At 70.6% G+C, this 14,799-nt stretch carries 17 protein-coding genes; 7 read left to right on the forward strand and 10 right to left on the reverse strand.

Annotated features, from left to right (window positions below; translation table 11 throughout):
* Nucleotides 1-95 precede the first annotated feature (95 nt).
* The 4 genes from FDO69_RS40305 to FDO69_RS40320 all read right to left on the reverse strand — a co-directional run bounded on the left by FDO69_RS40305 (nucleotide 96) and on the right by FDO69_RS40320 (nucleotide 3,109).
* Entirely contained in the window at nucleotides 96-1,058 is a 963-nt protein-coding gene (locus FDO69_RS40305) for an electron transfer flavoprotein subunit alpha/FixB family protein (RefSeq protein ID WP_104789089.1), read from the reverse strand.
* A 52-nt stretch (nucleotides 1,059-1,110) separates the two neighbouring features.
* Nucleotides 1,111-1,899 carry an electron transfer flavoprotein subunit beta/FixA family protein gene (locus FDO69_RS40310; RefSeq protein ID WP_104789091.1) on the reverse strand — a complete coding sequence of 263 codons (789 nt, stop codon included), beginning with the start codon at nucleotides 1,897-1,899 and terminating at the stop codon, nucleotides 1,111-1,113.
* 221 nt (nucleotides 1,900-2,120) lie between these two features.
* Entirely contained in the window at nucleotides 2,121-2,612 is a 492-nt protein-coding gene (locus FDO69_RS40315; protein ID WP_104789093.1) for a flavin reductase family protein, read from the reverse strand.
* An 83-nt stretch (nucleotides 2,613-2,695) separates the two neighbouring features.
* Nucleotides 2,696-3,109: a thioredoxin family protein gene (locus FDO69_RS40320; RefSeq protein WP_104789095.1), complete on the reverse strand. Its 414-nt coding sequence runs from the start codon at nucleotides 3,107-3,109 to the stop codon at nucleotides 2,696-2,698.
* A 77-nt stretch (nucleotides 3,110-3,186) separates the two neighbouring features.
* Between FDO69_RS40320 and FDO69_RS40325 the strand changes: the two genes are divergently transcribed.
* Entirely contained in the window at nucleotides 3,187-3,603 is a 417-nt protein-coding gene (locus FDO69_RS40325) for a DUF4395 domain-containing protein (RefSeq protein WP_104789097.1), read from the forward strand.
* 186 nt (nucleotides 3,604-3,789) lie between these two features.
* Nucleotides 3,790-4,518 carry a lysophospholipid acyltransferase family protein gene (locus tag FDO69_RS40330; RefSeq protein ID WP_104789099.1) on the forward strand — a complete coding sequence of 243 codons (729 nt, stop codon included), beginning with the start codon at nucleotides 3,790-3,792 and terminating at the stop codon, nucleotides 4,516-4,518.
* A gap of 18 nt (nucleotides 4,519-4,536) precedes the next feature.
* Here FDO69_RS40330 and FDO69_RS40335 read toward each other — a convergent pair whose 3' ends face one another.
* Nucleotides 4,537-5,238: a B3/B4 domain-containing protein gene (locus FDO69_RS40335; protein WP_104789101.1), complete on the reverse strand. Its 702-nt coding sequence runs from the start codon at nucleotides 5,236-5,238 to the stop codon at nucleotides 4,537-4,539.
* Between the two features lie 12 nt (nucleotides 5,239-5,250).
* Nucleotides 5,251-5,823: a transglutaminase domain-containing protein gene (locus tag FDO69_RS40340; protein ID WP_104789103.1), complete on the reverse strand. Its 573-nt coding sequence runs from the start codon at nucleotides 5,821-5,823 to the stop codon at nucleotides 5,251-5,253.
* 171 nt (nucleotides 5,824-5,994) lie between these two features.
* Between FDO69_RS40340 and FDO69_RS40345 the strand changes: the two genes are divergently transcribed.
* Complete coding sequence (locus FDO69_RS40345; protein ID WP_104789105.1) at nucleotides 5,995-7,371, forward strand: COG1361 family protein; 1,377 nt, start codon at nucleotides 5,995-5,997, stop codon at nucleotides 7,369-7,371.
* Nucleotides 7,372-7,380: 9 nt separating this feature from the next.
* On the opposite strand, the gene FDO69_RS40350 is transcribed toward FDO69_RS40345, so the two are convergent.
* Genes FDO69_RS40350 through FDO69_RS40360 form a run of 3 tightly spaced genes read right to left on the reverse strand, consistent with a single transcriptional unit; the run spans nucleotide 7,381 to nucleotide 10,633 of the window.
* A complete protein-coding gene (locus FDO69_RS40350) occupies nucleotides 7,381-8,451 on the reverse strand; it encodes a threonine aldolase family protein (protein ID WP_104789107.1) in 1,071 nt (356 codons plus the stop codon).
* On the reverse strand, nucleotides 8,448-9,194 hold the full coding sequence (locus tag FDO69_RS40355) for an SDR family oxidoreductase (RefSeq protein WP_104789109.1): 747 nt from the start codon (nucleotides 9,192-9,194) through the stop codon (nucleotides 8,448-8,450). Before FDO69_RS40355 ends, FDO69_RS40350 begins: the two co-directional genes overlap by 4 nt.
* Nucleotides 9,195-9,235: 41 nt before the next feature.
* A complete protein-coding gene (locus FDO69_RS40360; protein ID WP_104789111.1) occupies nucleotides 9,236-10,633 on the reverse strand; it encodes a DUF6421 family protein in 1,398 nt (465 codons plus the stop codon).
* Between the two features lie 249 nt (nucleotides 10,634-10,882).
* On the opposite strand from FDO69_RS40360, the gene FDO69_RS40365 reads away from it, so the two are divergent.
* Nucleotides 10,883-11,566, forward strand: a complete 684-nt coding sequence (locus FDO69_RS40365) for a glycerophosphodiester phosphodiesterase (RefSeq protein ID WP_104789114.1) — start codon at nucleotides 10,883-10,885, stop codon at nucleotides 11,564-11,566.
* A gap of 136 nt (nucleotides 11,567-11,702) precedes the next feature.
* Here the strand turns inward: FDO69_RS40365 and FDO69_RS40370 are convergent, their stop codons facing one another.
* Nucleotides 11,703-12,242, reverse strand: a complete 540-nt coding sequence (locus tag FDO69_RS40370) for a GNAT family N-acetyltransferase (RefSeq protein ID WP_104789116.1) — start codon at nucleotides 12,240-12,242, stop codon at nucleotides 11,703-11,705.
* Between the two features lie 71 nt (nucleotides 12,243-12,313).
* Between FDO69_RS40370 and FDO69_RS40375 the strand changes: the two genes are divergently transcribed.
* The 3 genes from FDO69_RS40375 to FDO69_RS40385 all read left to right on the forward strand — a co-directional run bounded on the left by FDO69_RS40375 (nucleotide 12,314) and on the right by FDO69_RS40385 (nucleotide 14,793).
* On the forward strand, nucleotides 12,314-12,706 hold the full coding sequence (locus tag FDO69_RS40375) for a VOC family protein (RefSeq protein WP_104789119.1): 393 nt from the start codon (nucleotides 12,314-12,316) through the stop codon (nucleotides 12,704-12,706).
* 174 nt (nucleotides 12,707-12,880) lie between these two features.
* Nucleotides 12,881-13,642, forward strand: a complete 762-nt coding sequence (locus FDO69_RS40380; protein ID WP_104789121.1) for a VOC family protein — start codon at nucleotides 12,881-12,883, stop codon at nucleotides 13,640-13,642.
* 98 nt (nucleotides 13,643-13,740) lie between these two features.
* Nucleotides 13,741-14,793, forward strand: coding sequence for an aldo/keto reductase (locus tag FDO69_RS40385; protein ID WP_104789123.1), 1,053 nt, complete (start codon nucleotides 13,741-13,743; stop codon nucleotides 14,791-14,793).
* Nucleotides 14,794-14,799: the final 6 nt, after the last annotated feature.

A 14,799-nucleotide genomic window follows, 5' to 3' on the forward strand; every position in this document is an offset into this window, starting at 1 on the left:
ACTGCTCGCCGTCTGACACAACCGATCATGTGTTGCGACGATCCCTAGAAACCGCCGTTCGCGCGGTCACGGGGGCCCTCCACAGCCGGGGTCGATCAGCCCTTGCGGGTCTTGATCTCCTCGGTCAGCGCCGGGACGACGTCGAAGAGGTCGCCGACGACGCCGTAGTCGACGAGGTCGAAGATCGGGGCCTCGGCGTCCTTGTTGACCGCCACGATCGTCTTCGAGGTCTGCATGCCGGCGCGGTGCTGGATCGCGCCGGAGATGCCGTTGGCGATGTACAGCTGGGGCGAGACCGACTTGCCGGTCTGGCCGACCTGGTTGGTGTGCGGGTACCAGCCGGCGTCGACCGCGGCACGCGAGGCGCCGACAGCGGCACCGAGGGAGTCGGCGAGCGCCTCGATGATCGCGAAGTTCTCGGCGCCGTTGACGCCACGGCCACCGGAGACCACGATCGCGGCCTCGGTCAGCTCCGGGCGGCCCGTCGACTCACGCGGGGTGCGGCCGGTGACCTTGGTGCCGGTGGCCTGCGCGGAGAAGGAGACACTCAGGGCCTCGACCGCGCCGGCGGCCGGGGCGGCCTCGACGGCCGCGCTGTTGGGCTTGACCGTGATGACCGGGGTGCCCTTGGAGACACGGGACTTGGTGGTGAAGGACGCGGCGAACACGGACTGCGTGGCCACCGGGCCCTCGTCGCCGGCCTCCAGGTCGACGGCGTCGGTGATGATGCCGGAGCCCAGACGCAGCGCCAGACGGGCGGCGATCTCCTTGCCCTCGGCGGAGGAGGGGACCAGCACGGCGGCCGGGGACACGGCCTCGTGGGCGGCCTGGAGGGCGTCGACCTTCGGTACGACCAGGTAGTCGGCGTACTCGGCGGCCTCGTGGGTGAGGACCTTGACGGCGCCGTGCTCGGCGAGGGTGGCGGCGGTGTCACCGGCGCCATTGCCCAGCGCGACGGCGACCGGCTCGCCGATGCGGCGGGCCAGGGTCAGCAGCTCCAGGGTGGGCTTGCGGACGGCGCCGTCCACGTGGTCGACGTAGACGAGAACTTCAGCCATGGGACTTCTTCTCTCCTGCTTGCGAAAGATGAGGGGCGGTCAGCGAAGGGGCTCAGATGAACTTCTGGCCCGCGAGGAACTCAGCGAGCTGCTTGCCGCCCTCGCCCTCGTCCTTGACGATCGTGCCCGCGGTGCGGGCGGGGCGCTCGGCCGCGCCGTCGACCGTGGTGTAGGCGCCCTCCAGGCCGACCTCCTCGGCGTCGATGTCGAGGTCGGACAGGTCCCAGGACTCCACCGGCTTCTTCTTGGCCGCCATGATGCCCTTGAAGGACGGGTAACGGGCCTCGCCCGACTGGTCGGTCACGGACACGACCGCCGGGAGGGAGGCCTCCAGGTTCTCGGAGGCGGCGTCGCCGTCGCGGCGGCCCTTGACGGTGCCGTCCTCGACGGAGACCTCGGAGAGCAGGGTGACCTGCGGGACGCCCAGACGCTCGGCGAGCAGCGCGGGCACGACGCCCATGGTGCCGTCGGTGGAGGCCATGCCGGAGACGACCAGGTCGTAGCCGGCCTTCTCGATCGCCTTGGCCAGGACCAGGGAGGTGCCGATGGCGTCGGTGCCGTGGATGTCGTCGTCCTCGACGTGGATCGCCTTGTCCGCGCCCATGGACAGCGCCTTGCGCAGGGCGTCCTTGGCGTCCTCGGGGCCCACCGTCAAAACGGTGATCTCCACGTCGTCGTCGGAGTTCTCGGAGATCTGCAGCGCCTGCTCGACCGCGTACTCGTCGAGCTCGGAGAGCAGACCGTCCACGTCGTCCCGGTCGACGGTCAGGTCATCGGCGAAGTGCCGGTCGCCAGTGGCGTCGGGCACGTACTTCACAGTGACAACGATCCTCAAGCTCACGCCGGCTCTCCTACTGCATCGTCATTTCCATGCTGCCTACTTGCAGGCAGCATAGGCGCCTCTAGCGTCCGATCCCGGTCGGGGCGAACCCACGCCCCGAGCGAAATATTACTCGTCAGTACACCCAGTTCGTTCCCGCTAAGCAAGCGCTTTGAACTGTGACCTTCGCAACGCAGCGTAACCGGAACTCGACGGTCACGCAGCCCGGGGAGCCACCCGGTTCAGTCGCCGAGACGCCGGAAACGCCCCTGGTGGTAGAGGAGCGGACGGCCGGTGCCCGAGGGGTCGCCGTCCACGACCTCGGCGATCACGAGCCGGTGGTCCCCGGCGGGTACGCGCGCCACGACCCGGCCCACCAGCCAGGCGAGCACGCCGTCGAGGAGGGGGACCCCCTCGGGCCCCTCCCGCCAGTCGGTGGGCGGGCCGAAGCGGTCGGCGCCGCTGCGGGAAAAGGTGGCGGCCAGCTCCTGCTGGTGTTCACCGAGGATGTGGACACCGACGTGGTCCGCCGTCGCGATGGCGGGCCAGCTGGAGGCACCCGTGCCGACACCGAAGGACAGCAGGGGCGGCTCGGCGGACACGGACGTCAGGGAGGTGGCGGTGAAGCCCACCGGGCCCGCCTCGCCACGAGCGGTGATGACGGCGACTCCCGCCGCGTGCCGCCGGAAGACCGAGCGCAGGAGGTCGGGCGTGGCGAGAAGGTCCGCAGGCATGGGGTCAGGCTGACGATAAATGGCACGCGCAGTCAAGTTCGCTCCGTGATGTGGGAGATGACTCACTGACGGCCTCACCTCCGTCACACCGCCTCCCCCAGGGCCGCGATCACGTCGGCCTTGCGCGGCTGCCCCGTGGCGCGCCGCATCACCCGGCCGTCGGCGTCCAGCACGAGCACGGTCGGGGTCTTGAGGATGTCCAGCCTCCGTACGAGGTCGAGGTGGGCCTCGGCGTCGATCTCGACGTGGGTCACGCCCGGCACGACGCCGGCCACCTCGCCGAGGACCCTGCGGGTCGCCCGGCAGGGCGCGCAGAAGGCGCTGGAGAACTGCACGAGCGTGGCCCGCTCGCCGAGTTCCGCGCCGAGTTCCGCCGCGTCGAGCCGCTTGCCGTCGTCGCGCCCGCGCACCCGCACTCTCCCGTTCCGCCGCCGTTGCAGCACTCCGAAGGCGCTCGCCGCCGCGAGCACCGCCACGCACACCACCAGTCCGGTCATCACATCCTCCAAGCGTTCACGAGACCGCAAAGATTCCCGCGCCCTTGATGCGGCCTCTCTGCGGAATGCTTGGTTCCATGGACATCGATGCGAGAGGGCCGCGTTTCGGCGCGGCCGTCACGACCGCCGTCCTGGCGGTCGTGCTGGTCACGGGAAGCGCCTGGCTGCTGGCCTGGCAGACGCTGGCGTTCCTGCTGGGCGCGGCGGGCGGGGTCCGACGCTCCCCCTACGGCCTGCTGTTCGCCAAGGCGGTCCGGCCGCGACTCGGGCCGCCGACGGAGTTCGAGGCGCCCGAACCACCGCGTTTCGCCCAGGCGGTGGGACTGCTTTTCGCCGGACTCGGGCTCGTCGGCTACACCCTGGGACCCGACTGGCTGGGACTCGCGGCGACCGGCGCGGCGCTCGCCGCCGCCTTCCTCAATGCTGCGTTCGGGTACTGCCTGGGCTGCGAGTTGTACCTGCTCGTGCGGCGGGTGGCGGTCCGCGCGGAGTAATGGGGACGCAAAAGCACGAGGTGGGAAGCTGCGAGTGACGTGACGAGAATCTCGCCGCCGACGGGCACGAGGACTGGCTACCCGGCCGTTCTTCGGGCACGATCTGCGACAAGCCGTAAACCTACGGCTGCGTAACTTCCACTGGGAATCCCTTCCCAGGCAGAGCAGGAAGGGTCCGACCCGCCCATGGCAGAGCTCGTCTACCGTCCCGTCGTCGGTTTCGCCCGCACGCTGTTCAAGGTGTGGGACCTCAAGATCGACCTCCAGGGTTCGGAGAACATCCCGCGCTCGGGCGGCGCCGTGCTGGTGAGCAATCACATCAGCTACCTGGACTTCGTCTTCGACGGCCTGGCGGCGCTGCCGCAGAAACGTCTCGTGCGTTTCATGGCGAAGGAGTCGGTCTTCCGGCACAAGATCTCCGGCCCTCTGATGCGCGGGATGAAGCACATCCCGGTGGACCGCAAGCAGGGCGAGGCGGCCTACGCGCACGCCCTCGACTCGCTGCGGTCGGGCGAGATCGTCGGGGTCTTCCCGGAGGCGACGATCTCGCAGTCGTTCACGCTGAAGAGCTTCAAGTCGGGCGCCGCGCGACTGGCGCAGGAGGCCGGCGTCCCGCTGATCCCGATGGCGGTGTGGGGCACGCAGCGGCTGTGGACCAAGGGCCACCCGCGCAACTTCAAGCGCAGCCACATCCCCATCACCATCCGGGTGGGCGAGGCGATCGAGGCCTCCCGCGACAAGTACGCGGGTGCCATCACGCGCCAGCTGCGCGAGCGTGTCCAGGAACTCCTCGAGGCCGCTCAGCGCGCCTACCCCGTCCGCCCCAAGGGTCCGGACGACACCTGGTGGATGCCCGCCCACCTCGGCGGCACGGCCCCGACGCCGGAGCAGGTGCGGGCGGCCGAGGCGCACTGAGCCCCGCCCACCCGCTTCTCAGGCGCAGGACTCGGGAGCGCGTACGGCGATGTCCGCTCCCGGGCTGAACCGCGCCAGCAGCTCCGCGAGTTCCGCGGCGGCCGCCGCCACCTCGGCGACCGGCATCGGCGCCAGGCTCTCCAGCAGGAAGATGCCCGATGTCGTCCCCTCGGTGAGCCGGGTGCGCGGGCCCTGGCGCCAGTTCCAGCGACGGCAGGTCACGCCCGCGCCGTCGCGCCACACCACTTCGCCCGCGTCGGGGTGCTCGACGGTCTCCTCGCCGCCGGCGACGGTCACGAAGTCCTCCTCCCCCGTGGCGCGGATCAGGCGCATGCCGCCTTCGATGCGGTCGAAATCCTCCCCGCCGACGGGGATCAGATGGGCGACGGAGACGGTGTTGTAGAGGTCGACGAGCAGGTTGACGCGGGGCAGCCCGGACTCCGACAGGGCCCGCCTGGCCAGCGCCTCCGCGGAGTTGCGGGTCCTGGACGGCTTCGAGCCGAACGCCGTGTAGGTCTCGCGCCAGGCGGCCATGTGCGGGTCCTGGTGCGGTGCGCGGCCGTCCAGTCGTACGGCGAGCCGCCGCGCCGCGTCGTCGAGGAGCTCCGAACTGGCTTGACTGCTGGGCCCGTTGACCAGACCGTGCGCCTCGATCGCGACGTGCGTGAAGCCGGGCGCGAGAGCGCGTACATCGTCGGACACGGACAGCGTGAGCGTCATGGTCGCCTTGCCTCAGAGTGCGGTGGGGAGTGTCTGCCACAGGTGCGGCCGGTCGCGAGCCGCCGTGAGAGCGTTCAGCACGACCGGATGCGGTGCAGCATACAGCACCGGGTAGTCCATTTCATTGGACGCATCATCGGGCGCGAAGGCGAGCCGCTCACCGTCGAGGGAGAACTGCGCGTCGACGCCAGGCTTGTTGCCCCGGGGGTCCTGCCGGTGCCACGCACCGTTGAACCGCACGGCGACCAACCCGTGCACCTCGTCGAACTTCTGGTAGCAGAGCGCGGTGGGGATGTCCTCGGCCCGCAGCAGCGCGGCCAGCGCATGGGCCCTGGCGTAGCAGATGCCGGTGCGCTGCTCCAGGACGTCCGAGGCGCGCCAGGTGACACGGAGATCGCCGGAGTCCTGCGAGTGCGGAATGGTGTCGCGCACGAACTCGAAGGCCACCCGCGCATACTCATACGAGTCGACCACCCCATCAGTGAGCTGCTCCGCCGTCTCGCGCACTAGCGGATGGTGGTGGTCGATCACCTCGTCAGCGGCCAAGTACGCGGACAGGTCGGGTGTCTGCTGGATCATATGCATGTGCGCAGACCTTAGGGAGAGACCCACTCCTGAGTCAATCGCTTTCCGTTGCCCCGCATATCTATGCATCGGTTGGAGAATGGCTGAACACCGCCGCAACCAGCCGCGCCATCACAACCCTTCCGCCGGGGCGCGGGTCTCGGCTCCGCGGACCAGTGACGAGGAGAAGACATGAGACATCTACAGCGCCTGCTCGGAGCGGCGGTCGCCTGTGGCGCACTGGCGGCGGCCGCTGCCGGGACCGGGCCCGCCCACGCCCTGGACAACGAGTTGTGGATCAGCGCGCCGTACGAGACGGTGCTGCCCGGCGCGGACGCGGGCGGCAGCGCGCCGGAACGCAGCCTGGACGTGGCGGTCAGTCGCGATGTCGCCGACGGCCGGGTGCCCGCCGGGCAGCTGACCGTCGACGTGAGCGAGATCGCCGGCTTCGCGCGGGTGTCGTGGCCCGCGAACTGCGAGCCCGCCTCGGAGACCCGGGCGGTCTGCGCCTTCCCGGAGATGCCGGCCGGGACGGACAGCGTGCCGGCGGCCACGTTCAAGCTGCGCGCGCTGCCGGGGGCGGACGTCGGCTCCTCGGGCCAGGTGCGGTATTCGGCCACCGCGGGCGACCTGACGTCCCACGCCGGTGAGACCCGGGTCGGCGTGGGCAACGGACCGGACCTCGGGCTCAGCGAGGCACCTCACCAGCGGGACCTCAGGCCGGGCACCGTGACGAACGTACGGGCGACGCTGTCGAACACCGGGAACCGCACCGCGGAGCGCACCCTGCTGTGGATCAACGCCTCCTACGGGCTGCGCTTCACGGAACGGCACGCGAACTGCGAGTACCGGGAGCACGACACCGGAACGGGAGCCCTGTGCGTGCTGGACGAGGCGGTGGCACCGGGACAGCGGTTCGAGCTGGACACCGAACTCGGCGTCGGCCGGAAGGCGTTGTACGAGCGGTTCGACCACTCCGTGCAGCCCTATTCGGACGAGGCCCTGGCCGAGGCTCGCGGCGAGTGGACGTGGACCCGGGGCACGGGCGCGGAACTGGACCTGCGCCCCGCGGCCGGTGGCGCCAGGGCATCCGCGCCGGAGCCCGACATCGACCCGCAGGACAACTACGGAACCGTCATCCTCGACGCCCGCAACACCGCCGACCTGGAGCTCACCGGCAGCCGGGTGCGCGGGGCCGCCGGCGACACGGTGACCGCGCAGATCACCGTGCACAACCGCGGGCCGGCCTGGGTGGCGTCGCTGGGCGTGGGCGCCGCCGTGGCCACGGTGCGGTTCCAGGCTCCGGAGGGCACCACCGTCGGCCCCCTGCCGGAGGACAGGTGCTGGCCGGCGGAGGACGGCACGTCCCCGACCACCTACTACTGCCGGACGCCGATCCACCTGCACGACAAGGCGTCGTACACGTTCGAGATCCCGCTGCGGATCGACCGTGTGGTGCGCGGGGCGCGCACCACCGTCGCCACCCTCAACGACGATCCCGAGCTGAGCATCAGGAAGTTCGACCCGAACCTGCGCAACAACAGGACGGAGATCGTCGTCAACCGGTGAGCCCGCGGGTCAGCGGGCCATCTCCTCCTTCAGTGCCGCCACGAACGTGTCCACGTCCTCCTCGGTCGTGTCGAAGGCGCACATCCAGCGGACGTCGCCCGCGGCCTCGTCCCAGAAGTAGAAGCGGAACCGCCTCTGGAGGCGCTCGCTCACGTCGTGGGGCAGCCGGGCGAAGACCGCGTTGGCCTGCACGGGGTAGAGGATCTCCACCCCGTGCACGGCCCGCACGCCCTCGGCGAGGCGCTGGGCCATCTCGTTGGCGTGTCCGGCGTTGCGCAGCCACAGGTCCCGGGCGAGCAGGGCCTCCAGCTGCACCGAGACGAAGCGCATCTTGGAGGCGAGCTGCATGGACAGCTTGCGCAGGTGTTTCATGTGGCTGACGGCGTCCTGGTTGAGCACCACGACGGCCTCACCGAACAGGGCGCCGTTCTTCGTGCCGCCCAGGGAGAGGATGTCGACGCCGGCCGCGTTGGTGAGCGTCCGCATCGGGACGTTCAGGGTGGCGGCGGCGTTGGCCAGCCGGGAGCCGTCCAGGTGCACCTTCATGCCGTGCGCGTGGGCGTGCTCACAGATGGCCCGTATCTCGTCCGGCGTGTAGACCGTGCCGAGCTCGGTGGCCTGGGCGAGGGACACGACCTGCGGCATCGCGCGGTGCTCGTCGTCCCAGCCGTACGCCTGCCGGTCGATCAGCTCGGGCGTGAGCTTGCCGTCGGGCGCCGGAACGGTCAGCAGCTTCAGGCCACCGACCCGCTCCGGGGCCCCGCACTCGTCGACGTTGATGTGCGCGCTCTCCGCGCAGATCACCGCGCCCCAGCGGTCGGTGACCGCCTGGAGGGTGACGACGTTCGCGCCGGTGCCGTTGAAGACCGGGAACGCCTCGGCCGTCGGCCCGAAGTGGCTGCGGACCACCTGCTGGAGGTTCTCGGTGTAGGTGTCCTCGCCGTACGCGACCTGGTGCCCGCCGTTGGCCAGGGCCAGGGCGGCGAGCACCTCCGGGTGGGCCCCGGCGTAGTTGTCGCTGGCGAAACCGCGGACCTCGGGGTCGTGGTGACGGCGGGCGTCGGTCTTCGGCGGGTTCACGGCTTGTCGGTGAGCCACAGACGGTTTCCGTTCACTTCGGCGGCGGGCTTCTCCCAGACCTCGGTGATGGCCTCGGCCAGGTCCCTGACGTCGGTGAAGCCCGCGAACTTGGCGTTGGGTCGGTCGGCGCGCATCGCATCGTGGACCAGCGCCTTGACCACCAGGATCGCAGCGGCGGACGTCGGCCCCTCGGCTCCCCCGGCCTTGCGGAAGTAGTCCGCCATGGCCAGCGTCCACGCCTCGGCCGCCGCCTTGCCGGCCGCGTAGGCGGCGTTGCCCGCGGTGGGCTTGCTGGCCCCGGCGGCGCTGATCAGCACGTACCGGCCGCGGTCGCTGCGCTGGAGCCCCTCGTGGAAGGCGAGGGAGGTGTGCTGCACCGTGCGGACCAGGAGCATCTCCAGGAAGTCCCAGTCGTCGAGGCTGGTCCTGGTGAAGGTCTCGCTGCCGCGCCAGCCGCCGACGAGGTGGACCAGGCCGTCGACGCGGCCGAAGTCCTTCTCGATGCGGGTGGCCCAGTCGCGGGTGGCCCCGAGGTCCAGCAGATCGACCGTGTCGCCGGTGACGGTGGCGCCGCCGGACGCGAAGCTCGCCGCGTCCACCGCCTCCGCCAGCCGCTCCGGATCGTTGTCCGAGCCGATGACGGTGGCTCCCGCCTCGGCCAGCCTGAGCAGCGCGGCCCGGCCGGCGGGTCCGCCCGCTCCGGCCACCGCGATCACCGCACCGCTGAGCGCCCCGTTCCCCATGATCCTCGCCTCCTGAGCAGTGTTCCCGGTACGCCGATCGCTCACGCGGCGATCCGCTCGGCGCCGTCCGCCGTGATGCCCTTGGTGGAGGCGATCACGTTCTTCAGCTTCTTGGACAGTGCCTCATAGAACATGCTCAGCGGAAACTCGTCCGGAAGCACGTCATCGACGAGTCTGCGCGGCGGCTGCGTCGTGTCGAGGGCGTCGGGGCCCTTGGCCCACTTGGAGCCCGGGTGCGGCGAGAGGTACGTCGAGACCAGCTCGTAGCCGGCGAACCAGTGGACGAGCTTCGGGCGGTCGATACCGTCGCGGTACAGGTCCTCGATCTCGGCGCACAGCTGGTTGGTGACCTGCGGGGCGCGCTCCCAGTCGATGGTGAGCTTGTTGTCGGTCCAGCGGACGACGTCGTGCTTGTGCAGGTAGGCGAAGAGGAGCTGGCCTCCGAGACCGTCGTAGTTGCGCACGCGCTCGCCGGTGACCGGGAAGCGGAACATGCGGTCGAAGAGGACCGCGACCTGCACGTCACGGGCCTGCGGGACGCCGTCGGCGGAGAGCTTCACGGCCTCCTTGAAGGCGGTGAGGTCACAGCGCAGCTCTTCCAGGCCGTACATCCAGAACGGCTGGCGCTGCTTGATCATGAAGGGGTCGAAGGGCAGGTCGCCGTGGCTGTGGGTGCGGTCGTGGACCATGTCCCACAGGACGAACGCCTCTTCGCAGCGCTTTTGGTCGTGGACCATCGCGGCGACGTCCTCGGGCAGCTCCAGGCCCAGGATGTCGACGGCGGCGTCGGTCACGCGGCGGAAGCGGGCGGCCTCGCGGTCGCAGAAGATGCCGCCCCAGGTGAACCGCTCCGGGGCCTCGCGCACGGCGATGGTCTCGGGGAACAGGACGGCGGAGTTGGTGTCGTAGCCGGCCGTGAAGTCCTCGAACGTGATGCCGCAGAACAGCGGGTTGTCGTAGCGGGTGCGCTCCAGTTCGGCCAGCCAGTCCGGCCAGACCATGCGCAGCACGACCGCCTCGAGGTTGCGGTCCGGGTTGCCGTTCTGCGTGTACATCGGGAAGACGACGAGGTGCTGGAGACCGTCCGCGCGGTTCGCGGCGGGCTGGAAGGCCAGCAGCGAGTCGAGGAAGTCGGGCACCTTGAAGCCGCCGTCGGCCCACCGGGTCAGGTCCTTGACCAGGGCCTCGTGGTAGGCGCCGTCGTGCGGGAGCAGCGGGGAGAGCTCCAGGACGGCGTCGGCGACCTGGCGGACCGCGAGCTCGGCGTCGGCCGGGTCGGGCGCGCCCTCGGCGTCGAAGTCGATCGACCCGTCCTTGGACTGCCATGGCCGGATCCGCTCCACGGCATCCTTGAGCACGGGCCATGCCGGGTGGTCCACCACCCTGGCCACGGGAGGAAGACCTTCCTCCGAACCCACCTGCACAAGAATTTCCGTCATGTCCCACCTTCCACGGGAGAATCTCACGTATGCAGACCGTATACACACGAGGTTCCTCCCAGCAAGGGTGAACCCGGGAAATTATCCTGCCCGACCCTGTGCTTCACCGCACTTTTTCCTGTCGGTCACGCTTCTGCCCGAATGCGCGGCGACCATGCCCTCACTCTCTGCACAGGGCGGGTCCAGACGATACGGTCAGGGGGGCCGTCAGGCCCCCAGTGCCGCCTGTCGACGGAAGAGAGTCGCGTCTTGAACTTCCTCACCATCGGTCACCGCGGAGTCATGGGTGTGGAACCCGAGAACACCCTCCGGTCCTTCGTCGCCGCCCAGGAGGCGGGGCTCGACGCCATCGAACTCGATCTGCATCTGAGCAAGGACGGCGCGCTCGTCGTCATGCACGACACGGATGTGGACCGCACGACCGACGGCACCGGCCCGATCGCCGAGAAGACCCTCGCCGAGCTGCGGGCCCTGGACGCGGGCCGGGGCGAGCGGGTGCCGGTCTTCGAGGAGGTGCTGGACGCCGTCCACACGCCGCTCCAGGCGGAGATCAAGGACAAACAGGCGGCGCGGGCGCTGGCCGAGGTGATGAACCGGCGCGGGCTGGCCGACCGGGTGGAGGTGTCCTCGTTCCACGACGAGGCGATCGCCGAGATCAAGCCGCTGGTGCCGGGTGTGCGCACCGCGCTGATCGCCAGCCGCTACGGCACGGACATCGTGGACCGCGCCGTCGAGGCCGGCGCCGAGACCGTCTGCCTGAACATCCGCCGGCTGACCCTGGAGATCGTGGAGCGGGCCCGCAAGGCCGACCTGAGGATCATCGGCTGGGTGGTGAACACCCAGGACCAGCTGCGGCTGGTCCGGGCGTTCGGCCTGGACGGCGCGACCACCGACCACCCGGACATCAAGCGCACGGGCCGTTTCACGGCCTAGTCGCGCACCAGGCGAGTTCGTTGCGCGGGGTGATCCCGTCGAACGGCACCGCGTACGGGGTGGCGACCGGCGGCAGCGTGTCCGGCCACAGGTCGGCCACCGCCCAGTGCCCCGTCGCCCGCCGCGGCACCGGCCGCTAGGCGAGCTCCTTGACCAGCAGCTCGAACGTCAGGTCGTCGCGCTGCGGAATACCGAAGCGCTCGTCGCCGTACGGGAACGGGGTCATCCGTCCCGTACGGCGGTAGCCGCGCCGCTCGTACCAGGCGATGAGGTCGTCGCGCACGGAGATCACCGTCATCTGCATCTCCTTCACGCCCCAGTCCTCGCGGGCCAGGCGCTCCGCCTCCGCGATGATCACTTTGCCGAGGCCCGCGCCCTGGAGCAGAGGGCTGACGGCGAACATCCCGAAGTAGGCGTTCTCGCCCTGGTGCTCCAGCTGGCAGCAGGCGACGATCCTGCCGTCCCGCTCCACCGTCACGAGCCGGCTGTCGGGCGATTTGATGACCGCCAGCACCCCTTCCGGGTCGGTTCGCTGCCCTTCGAGGATGTCCGCCTCGGTGGTCCACCCGGCACGGCTGTCGTCGCCCCGGTACGCCGACTCGATCAGCGCGACCAGCTCGTCCACGTCGGCGTCGGTGGCGTCGCGGAAGGTCAGTGCGGTGGCGGCGGTCTCCATGGCGTACGTCTCCGTCTTCCTGGCGCGACTCGGGCAGGGATGAGCGTAACGCCACCACTAAGCTCCGCTGCATGGTGCATGTACTCAGCAGTCGGATCCTGCTCCGCCCCACCGACCCCGAGCGCTCCCGGGCCTTCTACGGCGAGCAGTTGGGCCTCGCCGTGTACCGCGAGTTCGGCACGGGTGCGGAGCGCGGCACGGTCTTCTTCATGGGCGGCGGCTTCCTGGAGGTCTCGGGCCGGTCCGAGACGCCCCCGGCGCCCGCCGTACGGCTGTGGCTGCAGGTCGACGACGTGACCGCGGCACAGCGGGAGCTGCGGGCGAAGGGCGTGGACATCGTGCGGCCGCCGGTGAAGGAACCCTGGGGGCTGGTCGAGATGTGGATCGCGGATCCGGACGGGACGCCGATCGTGCTGGTGGAGGTTCCGGCGGACCACCCGATGCGCTACCGGCCCGGCATCTGACTTCGCCGGGTGAAGGAGTCGGCGGCCGCCACGCGGTGCGGTACGGGGTGGGGGTACGCCGGGGCCGCTGCGGCACACCACTGGGTTTCCCCGGATGGCAGGGAGCCCGGGAGGCGGCTTAGCGTGCTGGAGGGGGCCCGGGGGCCCGTCCCCGCCGCTCGCGGAAGGAACGCCATGAAGCTCGACGCACCGGTGACCGGCGGTCCCTGCTGGACCGAGCTGGGGACCAGCGATCTGGACGCGGCCCGGCGGTTCTACACGCGGCTGTTCGGCTGGCGGCCCGAGACGGACGCGCGTCAGGAGGCCGGCGGCTACACCGTCGCGCACCTCGGGGACGCGGCCGTGGCGGCGCTCGCCCCGCTGTACCAGCCCTCGCAGCCGGTCGCCTGGAACGTGTCGTTCGCGGTGACCGACGCGGACGCCACCCTCCGTACGGTGACGGAGGCGGGCGGGTCGGTGCTGTTCGGCCCGACGGACGTGTTCGACGTGGGCCGTTTCGCGGTGGCCGCCGATCCCGGCGGTGCCGTGTTCCAGCTGTGGCAGGCGGGGACCTTCCCGGGCGCGGGCCTGTTCAACGCGCCCGGTTCGCTGGGCTGGGTGGAGCTGATGACGCGGGATCCGGAGGGGGCCGTGTCCTTCTACCCGCGGGTGTTCGGCTGGACGGTCGCCCCGTCGGATCGCTACACCCAGTGGGGCGTCGGCGGCGCGGACTTCGGCGGCATGGTGACGATGGACGAGAAGTTCCCGCCCGAGGTGCCGGCGCACTGGCTGCCGTACTTCGCGGTGGCCGACGTGGACGACACGACCGCCGTCGTGCAGCGGCACGGCACGGTCCTGATGGTGCCGACCTCCGTGCCCGACGGCCCGCGCATCGCGGTGCTGCGGGACCCGCAGGGAGCGATGTTCGGCGTGTACCGGGCGGACTACGAGGGCTGAGACGGGGGTGTGCGACAGCCAGGGGCCGGTCTTGACTTGCGCTGAAGTGCGCTCCAGCTCCTAGCGTCCTGCGTACGACCTGCCCGGAGGGGACAACCGTGCGTTACACACTGTTCGGCAAGACCGGTCTGCGCGTGAGCGAGCTGAGCCTCGGCGCGATGACCATCGGCGACGACTGGGGCTGGGGCGCCGGCGAGGAGGCCAGCGCCCGGATCGTCGACGCCTACGCGGAGGCGGGCGGCAACTTCATCGACACCGCCAACAACTACACCGACGGCAGCTCGGAACGGATCCTCGGCGAGCTGCTCGAAGGCCGGCGCGACAGGTTCGTGCTGGCCAGCAAGTACACCTGCGGTATCCGTGACGGTGACGTCAACGCCGCGGGCAATCACCGCAAGAACCTGGTCCAGTCGGTGGAGGCGAGCCTGCGGCGGCTGCGGACCGACCGGCTGGACGTGCTGTGGGTGCACGCCCGGGACAACTTCACACCGGTCGAGGAGGTCATGCGGGCCCTGGACGACCTGGTCCGCACGGGCAAGGTGCTGTACGTCGGCGTCTCGGACTGGCCGGCCTGGGAGATCGCCCGGGCCAACACCCTGGCGGAGCTGCGGGGCTGGACCGCGTTCGCCGGTTCGCAGCTGCGCTACAGCCTGCTGGAACGGACGCCGGAGCGCGAACTGCTACCGCAGGCCCGAGCGTTCGACCTGGCCGTGCTGGCGTGGGCCCCGCTCGCGGCCGGGAAGCTCACCGGCAAGTACCGCAAAGGCGAGGCGGGGCGTCTTGACACCACCGGCCAGGACGCCGACCCGCGCGAGGAGGCGGTGGTCAGTGCCGTGCTGGAGGTCGCCGAGCAGGGTGGCTGGAGTCCGGCGCAGGTGGCGCTGGCCTGGCTGCTGGCCCGGCCGGGGAACGTGGTGCCGATCATCGCGGCGACCAGGGAGAGCCAGCTCGCCGACAATCTGGGCAGTGTCGACGTCCGTCTCGACGCGGACGCCCTCGCCCGGCTCGACGAGGTGAGCGCGGTGCCGCTCGGTTTCCCGCACGACTTCCTCCGTGAGCCGGCCATCACCCGGAACGTCTACGGCGACCGCTGGGAGGCCCTCGACGACCGCCGCTCCACGCACCGCCGCACCGTGCACGAGGTGCTGTGACCGGTA

This window comes from Streptomyces tibetensis (assembly GCF_007655005.1).
Lineage (GTDB): Bacteria > Actinomycetota > Actinomycetes > Streptomycetales > Streptomycetaceae > Streptomyces > Streptomyces tibetensis.